This is a genomic window from Fictibacillus marinisediminis (assembly GCF_023149135.1).
In the GTDB taxonomy this organism is placed as follows: Bacteria; Bacillota; Bacilli; order Bacillales; family Fictibacillaceae; genus Fictibacillus_C; species Fictibacillus_C marinisediminis.
Genome location: NZ_JAIWJX010000004.1, coordinates 186,007 through 192,525, shown reverse-complemented (window position 1 = coordinate 192,525; position 6,519 = coordinate 186,007). Strand labels below are relative to the sequence as shown.

The 6,519-nt window shown below is 36.8% G+C and carries 7 protein-coding genes; 1 reads left to right on the top strand and 6 read right to left on the bottom strand.

Annotation, left to right across the window (positions count from 1 at the left end):
- Positions 1-26 precede the first annotated feature (26 nt).
- From LCY76_RS23740 to LCY76_RS23715, 6 genes are all read right to left on the bottom strand, one after another.
- A complete protein-coding gene (locus LCY76_RS23740; RefSeq protein WP_248254959.1) occupies positions 27-929 on the bottom strand; it encodes a hypothetical protein in 903 nt (300 codons plus the stop codon).
- Positions 930-941: 12 nt separating this feature from the next.
- Positions 942-1,919 carry a hypothetical protein gene (locus tag LCY76_RS23735; RefSeq protein WP_248254958.1) on the bottom strand — a complete coding sequence of 326 codons (978 nt, stop codon included), beginning with the start codon at positions 1,917-1,919 and terminating at the stop codon, positions 942-944.
- 5 nt (positions 1,920-1,924) lie between these two features.
- The gene (locus LCY76_RS23730; protein WP_248254957.1) at positions 1,925-3,355 is read right to left on the bottom strand and encodes an ATPase, T2SS/T4P/T4SS family; all 1,431 of its coding nucleotides are present in this window, start codon (positions 3,353-3,355) and stop codon (positions 1,925-1,927) included.
- 14 nt (positions 3,356-3,369) lie between these two features.
- Positions 3,370-4,533, bottom strand: a complete 1,164-nt coding sequence (locus LCY76_RS23725; protein WP_248254956.1) for a CpaE/TadZ family protein — start codon at positions 4,531-4,533, stop codon at positions 3,370-3,372.
- 19 nt (positions 4,534-4,552) lie between these two features.
- Positions 4,553-5,287 (bottom strand): SAF domain-containing protein, encoded by a 735-nt coding sequence (locus LCY76_RS23720; RefSeq protein ID WP_248254955.1) that lies wholly within the window; start codon positions 5,285-5,287, stop codon positions 4,553-4,555.
- Positions 5,288-5,451: 164 nt separating this feature from the next.
- Positions 5,452-5,775, bottom strand: a complete 324-nt coding sequence (locus LCY76_RS23715) for a DUF2325 domain-containing protein (protein ID WP_248254954.1) — start codon at positions 5,773-5,775, stop codon at positions 5,452-5,454.
- Between the two features lie 135 nt (positions 5,776-5,910).
- Between LCY76_RS23715 and plsY the strand changes: the two genes are divergently transcribed.
- Positions 5,911-6,489 carry a glycerol-3-phosphate 1-O-acyltransferase PlsY gene (gene plsY / locus LCY76_RS23710; RefSeq protein WP_248254953.1) on the top strand — a complete coding sequence of 193 codons (579 nt, stop codon included), beginning with the start codon at positions 5,911-5,913 and terminating at the stop codon, positions 6,487-6,489.
- Positions 6,490-6,519: the final 30 nt, after the last annotated feature.

The following is a 6,519-nucleotide window of genomic DNA, read 5'->3' as shown; positions in this document are numbered from 1 at the left end:
GCATCACCACCTCCAATGATTACTCTTTATAGACTCCTTGTTGTACTAAAGATATTGAGAACCATGTAAACCACGATACTTAAGAAATTTAAGATGATAAAAAAGTGAGCAGCTCTAATGGGGATTCCTCCAATATCTAAGAACAGCTTCTTTCTTCTCCTGTAATTCTCAATCTGTGATTTTGCAAAAAGATCCGCATGTGAACGAAGTGCTTCAATGGCAACAGATTGTTCATTATCATCGAGTTTCTTTAATACAGAAACTAACGCTTTAGCCTCTTTGGTATCAATTTCCTTTGAAAAAACTTCTAGCGCTTCATCCGGATCATTCTTCCAGTTCATAAGGATCCTGGTAAACTCCCCTTTTATACTTGTAAAGTATGGATAAAGATTTTTCAGTATGTTATAAGTGTTAACTCGGTTGTTGGTCATCATATCGATCTCACTAATTAGCAAATCATGTAGCTGGAATATTTCAGAGTTTCTTTTGGCTTGTCGATATTCAATAACCTTGTTTAGGATAATACTAAATAGAGAAAACTTTAATTTCGGTTCAGTTAAAACAAAAAAGGCCAAAACAATTAATAAAGAAGCAATATTAAAGCTGCCCGTGGAGAAGAAAGGAAGAATCGTATAGTTGATGGCTATGATTACAAGGGTTAAGATCCGGATTACACGATATCGTAGTCCATTTATTTTCAATGGGTGACCCGCTTGTTTCAATAACTGCTCTTCTAAGGAATTACTTGCATCCAGGATGTATTTTTCCTTTTGCTTAACTACCCCCTGACGAATCCTCATCCGATATCTAATCCGTTCTTCTCGTGTAGACAGGCCAGAATAAATGAAGTACCCCGCCACACAGCCACCTATAATTGCAAGAATATATATGATTTCATCCAGCCACTTAAAAAATGTAGTAAACTCCATCCTTCCCCTCCTTTAAAGATCGTTTTTAGGGCTTCGAAGCAAGAGCGTAATAACGACAGATGCTATAGTGAAGCTCAAACTTAAGATAAAAAGTAACAAAGCCCATTTATTTTCAAATTGTAAGGATAAGTAATCATACGGCTTAGATACATACTTACAAAGGAAGAGGGAAGCAATAAATAGCGGACCGGTTATCCAGCCATTCATTATGGTATCTGTAGCAGAGCTTAATTCCTCTTCTAGCATTTCCTCATTGTCTTCCATCTGTTTTCCAAGCGTTAATAGTGCTCGAGTAATCCTTTCATCGAAAAGGTATGCCTTTTGCACAATGTTCCCTAACCGTTTTGACCAGTTATTTCCGCAAGTATAGATGAACAATTTTACAGCTTCTCTGATTTCTTCTTCTCCACGGCTAATCTGCATATCTGAAATCAACCGAACAAACACTTTTTTTAATACTTTATTGTCAATCTGCTGTGTTGTAAGAAAGAGCGCTCTATAAACGTCATAGTTACTGGCGGTGTAATTTTGGATCAGCATTTGCACGACTGGGGTTAAATCATTACCTACATTCGTCCTTATATTTCTCAAGCGAATTAAGAGGATAAGATAAGGCAAACTGGCCACAAAGGTACCAATAACGAGCGAAAATACGATATCTTTCAAGTTAACGATCATTACCAACAAGGTGAATAAGAAAAGCACACTGGTTAGTAAGATAAAAGATAGGGTGTAGTCTTTTCTACTATCTTTTGTTATAGTGCTTAGCAACATATGTAGATGCTTTATGAAGCCTTCTCTATTCTCAGCCAATTTAAGCTGCTGCTCAGCTTTCATTTTCCGTAACCTTACTCTGTATTGGATTTGTGCAGCAGTACCTCTTATCGGGCTCTCAACAAGTGGCCGTATGAAAAAAAATGCAGTCATAATAACCAAAAAATACAGGAAATATCCTATGCCTTTATCAATAATCCAAACAGTAATCGTCATGGCCCTTAACCCTTTTCAATCGCTGACAGCGGTGAATTCTTTTCTCGATCTTTTAACAAACTAATTAATCTTAGTGCCTCATACTGGTCTTCTTCTTCCATAAGATGAAACAGTCTTTCTGAGATGTTTGAAGAGTAATAGTATTTTTGAGTACGTTTATCCCATAGGATTAAATCCTGGGTAATCGTCTTCTTCAACTCATCGTCCCAACCCACTTCTGTTACACCTACTACTCTTTTCTTTCTTCTGTCGCGGTCCGTTGACATGTGAATAATTAAATCAATATTCCTGGCCACGCGTTCAATCTCCATGTTTGGACGCCTTTGAGGAAATTCATCAAGTAAGTGGCGGGAAATCTGATTAACAATCGCGTGCCGGTCAGTAATGTGATAGGTGGTAAGCATTCCTCTTTCACCGCGTTCACAAGCCAAGAGAGCCGCTTCCCATTCCAAAGAACGGCACTCCCCAATTACAAGAAAGTCATGTTCCATACGAAGTAGCCGAGGCGTTGCTTTATGAAGGTCCCCTTCACTGACTTGTATTTCAAAAATCATCCGCTCAGGCATGTGTTTTTTCAAGCTCAACTCAAAGTGTTTCTCTAGTGAGGCTATTACAAGCTCTGTCTTTCTTTCTTGAATTAATGTCTTAAGAAAGGTCGATTTAGCTGATCGGACACGTCCAGCAACAACGATATTAGGCATCGTTCTTGATAACGCTCTAAAAATAGGAACATCCTCTTTAGCAATGGTCTGAAATTCAGCTTGCTGCTCTAACGAGAAGTTTTTAACTGTAAAACGCCGGAACATGATGTATTCCTGTTTCCCACGAGGTTTAATAATGATGGTGATCCTAGAACCATCTTCATGCTCAATTTCCAATTCTGGATTCTGGCTGTTTAGGACAGCATTCTCATCACGCATGGTAAACGCCCGTCGAATTTCTTTAACTTTATCAATAGATTCAAATCGTTCCTGTTGTCGGATAAATTGACCATCTATATCCAACCAAAGTTCTGTGCCGATAATACAAGCAGCTTCACTTTCAGGGTAGTGATACCATTTCTGAAGAATACCTCTTCCCCATACCTCATGGAAAATAGCTTCAGACAAGCTATTATAATAATCGGGATAATCGGTCGAAGAAACGTTTCGGTCCCTTAAAGTTTGTTCAATTTGGTTAACAAAATATTGTACAGAAGATAAATCACCAATAATGGCTTTATGTTGTTTTTGAAGCCAATCTTCCTGTTCCTTACCGTTAAATCCTTCTACCTTCTTATCCAGGTCCGCCTTTACCACACTACATAGCTCTTTAAAATTCCTCTTACTCGATAAGTTAATGGTTGATGTGTCACTTTTTACACCATGAGAACTTAGCCACTCTGAGGGATCAAACGGTTTTTCCGGCAGGATTTGCTTTTCTTTTAATGTTTCCATCCCAACCACCACCTTTATTTAACTGGGATTAATCCAAAAAGTTTTTTTCTTTTAATATCAGTGTCAATTCCTGATTTAACATTCATTTTCATTCGATTTATGATGGAATTTACAATAAGTTTTATGGATTCCTTATAATCTCCTTCAACCAAATCCACGAGCAGCTTCTTCTGAGTAACAGCAATGTTGCCAAAGATCTGCTTATTAGGAATTGAGGTAAGTAGACTCATGCCCAGCTCTTCAGACAATTCTCTTTCCTTAATCAAAGAAAGGTCACTTTCATAACGATTAATCAATAACATATATTCACTTTTTGACTTACTGAGCGGCTTTATCAGCTGGTTATACACGTATGGAAAGTAGTTTTTATATCCTTTTTCTTCTTGCGTTGTTACCAAGAACTTATAGTTAGCTGCTCTAAAAGATTGTGCATATGCCGCATTATCAAAATGCGAACCTCCATCAATCAGCACTACATCAAATACCATTCTCGCAAGCTCGATGAGCCTGGAGAACTCACCGACTTTATAAAACCGCTGTAGTTTAATGTTTCGGTTCCCAGCTAGATGATAAAAATTGTCATCATATTTATGTACCGCTTCCATGAGACTTTCTTCTGTAAATAGACCATCATCTTTCAATTCAATACGGATATCATCCAAATACTTTCCTTCATATGGCAAGAAGTAATCAGCGGGATCCCACACATTGAGGGAAAGTACAAGAACTCTATCATTTACTGACTGAGATAATACCTTTCCGACGTTCATTGTTGTGGTAGAAACACCCGATCCAGAATGAGTCCCGAAGAAAGCAATAACGTTTCCTGCCTTTTTATCTGGATCACCGAACAAATGCTTAACCGTATCTTTTACCACTTGTTCGTCCGTAAGCAGCTCTGCTAAAGGGTAAATATCATAGGTTTCACAAACGGTTGTGATGTTTTCAATCATTGGAGAATCAGAGATACCATAGATTTTATAAAGGATTTTTTTATCAGGAAACTTGTCTCTATAACTTTTTAATTCATTAAAAGGAACTACATCTCCAATAAGTAATAGAGCATCACAATGAATTTCCTTTTCCAAATTAGATACTGTTATTACATTAGTTATTTTTTCTTCATTACTTAATAGCACTCGCATACTTTCGTTTTCTGAGAATAAAGCGATTTGCATTGATACCCCTCCTCTCGCCTTAGTTGTATGTGATATATAATTTGTAGCCGGCTTTTGCTACTTGAATAAGGGAATCAAAGTCATCTTGATTTAGGTTCACTTCAAGCTCACTGATAATTGCTGAACCATTTAATCGGTCTTCAGGATTGCCTTCAGTATTTACTACTTCTTTGTTGGAATTATCTTTGGCATATAGTACGGGTACATTTTGAAGCAATGCTTTCTTACCGTCCTTAGTATCCGGGTCCATTTCTGATAGAACAGGAGATACAACCGGTGCATTTTTGCCCTTTGCTTTCTTTACTAGTTCATTTTTCTGTTCAATCGGCCATAGGTAGATATCAATTCTGTCTTTTCTTCTTAAGGAGCCTGGCTTAGCGTAAATCCATTCTTGAGGGATAGGTCGTATTGCTTCCCCTTTATCAGGATTGGGAACCAGGTTGTCGTAATCAATTTCTTCTGTAGACATTATAGAGTTAGAAAGGATAGAGCTTTTAGGTGACTGGCCAATGATTTTGTTCATATCTTTAGCAAGTACTGTCCCCTTCACTACTGTTCCTTTGTTTCTCTTCTCGACTCCTAGCATGTCCTTCGTAATTGTCTCTTTCAAAGGAATGTCTTTGGCAGCAACTACTACTTCTACAGAATCAATCTCATCCTTGATAAATAGGTCCCAGGCAACCACAAAACCTATAACAGCAAACATAATGGTAAAACCGATCGTCATTTTTACCCATGGTTTCATTTTTTTCATCTTTTCAATCCCTCCAGTGATGATGACAAAAAAAAGAACGCTCCCAAATCCACGTATCTTGTACGTAGGTTTGGGAGCGTTCCCTTTTCAATATTTAACTAAAATGAGTATATCATATGTATTTTTCCTTTGTAACCCATTTTAGGTAATAAGTATCAATTAATTTAAGCTGCTACATTATCCTTTTTCCGCTGAACATATGGAAGAGCGAGCTCAATGGCGCCGCTCGCACCCATTCCACTATGATAGGCTACTGGTGTCTGGTATTCTTTACAAAGCACTTTCACTACATCCATGGTAACATGTCCAATTGCACCAAGAAGAATTACTACACAATCTGATTTTTTTACAATGGCTCTGAAAGCTTTCTTGCTGGCTCCATTCCTTACCTTGCCGGTATGGAACATCATATTACAATTCTGACGCTTAGCCATTTTTTCAAATGTAGTCTTTTGAGATCCTCCAATTATTGCAATGGTCTTTTTCATAAATTCCGCCCCTGTATAAAGGTTATTTCTTTAATCAATTAACGGGGCAGTTTAATGCGAGAAGGATTGAAGGAAAAAATAAACAACAAAGAGAAATACTTATAATAACAAACTAATTGAGGAGACAATACTACTTTGAACATTTTAACTCTAATTTTAAGTTATTTAATAGGTTCAATTTCATTTGTTTTAATAGTCGGTAAAATGTTTTATAAGAAGGATATTCGTAATTATGGTAGTGCTAATCTTGGTGCAACTAATGCTTATAGAGTTTTAGGCATAAAAGCAGGAGTAATTGTTGCAATTGCTGATATATTAAAAGGTACACTTGCTTGTTTACTTCCGATAATACTTAGTTCTACGGTTAACCCTATTGTATGTGGTTTATTAGCCATATTAGGACACATATTTTCTGTATTTGCTAGTTTTAAAGGTGGAAAAGCTGTTGCGACAGCAACTGGAGTTTTCTTATTTTTGACGCCTTTAGGCGTTTTTGTTGGTTTTGTTGTATTTGTGTTAACTATGATATTTACTAAGTTTGTATCACTAAGTTCAATGTTGGCTTGTATATCATTATTCATTTACAGTCTAATATTTGAAGATAAAGTTATCATAGCACTTTCTCTATTAATAAGCGTATCAATAATTATTCTTCATCGACAAAATATAAAGAGAATTCTAAATGGAACAGAGAACAAAATAGTCGAAAGATAATGAGTTTTACTTGTTAAGCTAAAGGGTGCG

Coding starts and splice junctions, on each gene's coding strand:
- LCY76_RS23740 (WP_248254959.1), bottom strand. CDS start 929: ATGGAGTTTACTACATTTTTTAAGTGGCTGGATGAAATCATATATATT.
- LCY76_RS23735 (WP_248254958.1), bottom strand. CDS start 1,919: ATGACGATTACTGTTTGGATTATTGATAAAGGCATAGGATATTTCCTG.
- LCY76_RS23730 (WP_248254957.1), bottom strand. CDS start 3,355: ATGGAAACATTAAAAGAAAAGCAAATCCTGCCGGAAAAACCGTTTGAT.
- LCY76_RS23725 (WP_248254956.1), bottom strand. CDS start 4,533: ATGCAAATCGCTTTATTCTCAGAAAACGAAAGTATGCGAGTGCTATTA.
- LCY76_RS23720 (WP_248254955.1), bottom strand. CDS start 5,287: ATGAAAAAAATGAAACCATGGGTAAAAATGACGATCGGTTTTACCATT.
- LCY76_RS23715 (WP_248254954.1), bottom strand. CDS start 5,775: ATGAAAAAGACCATTGCAATAATTGGAGGATCTCAAAAGACTACATTT.